General features: G+C 56.8%; 2 protein-coding genes. Both read right to left on the bottom strand.

What is annotated here, in order from left to right:
• Positions 1–116 (bottom strand): P-II family nitrogen regulator (locus tag B2R17_RS28235; RefSeq protein WP_349677011.1); only part of this gene is annotated, 116 nt, incomplete at its 3' end.
• A 46-nt stretch (positions 117–162) separates the two neighbouring features.
• The coding region (locus B2R17_RS27800; protein ID WP_286766562.1) for an aspartate-semialdehyde dehydrogenase at positions 163–679 on the bottom strand (517 nt) is incomplete at its 5' end.

The raw sequence follows: 679 nt of genomic DNA, 5'->3' as shown, positions 1-679 counted from the left end.
TGGCGGCCGTAGCCTTTGACCTCCATCACACTCAACCCTTCCAGCGGAGCCCGACGAAGGGCTGCGAGAACGTTCTCGGCCAGATGCGGTGAAACGACGGTGACGACTTGTTTCATGATCGCATCCGGCATTCAGAAGGGTATGACACGATAGCTCAGCTCATCATCCGGCGGCGGGTTGATGTTTGTTGGCCAACAACTCGGCGATTTGAACGGCGTTGGTTGCGGCACCTTTGCGAAGGTTGTCGCTGACGCACCAGAACGCGATGCCGTTTTCGGAGCTGATGTCTTGGCGGATTCGACCGATGAAGACATCGTCCTTGCCGTCGCAATCACGCGGCATGGGATAGGACTTAGAATCCAAGTCATCCACCACGGTGATTCCATCAGCGGCTTCCCAGAGCTCGCGAGCTTTTGCGGCAGTGATCGGCTCACGGGTTTCGACCAAGATCGATTCGCTGTGTCCGATCGCGACAGGCACACGAACGGCGGTCGGGCAGACTTGGATGGAATCATCGCCGAGAATCTTTTGAGTCTCGTGCACCATCTTCATCTCTTCGCTGGTGTAGCCGAGATGCTTTTCCGATCCGATCTGCGGAATCAGGTTGAATCCGATTGGGTGTTGGAATGTTTCTGGCGAATGGGCTTGCCCGTCGAGGCTGGCTCGCGTGCTGGATTCC

Source organism: Rhodopirellula sp. UBA1907, from assembly GCF_002337565.1.
Lineage (GTDB): Bacteria > Planctomycetota > Planctomycetia > Pirellulales > Pirellulaceae > Rhodopirellula > Rhodopirellula europaea.
The sequence above is the reverse complement of the archived record's forward strand: the minus strand, read 5'-3'. Positions and strand labels throughout refer to the sequence as shown.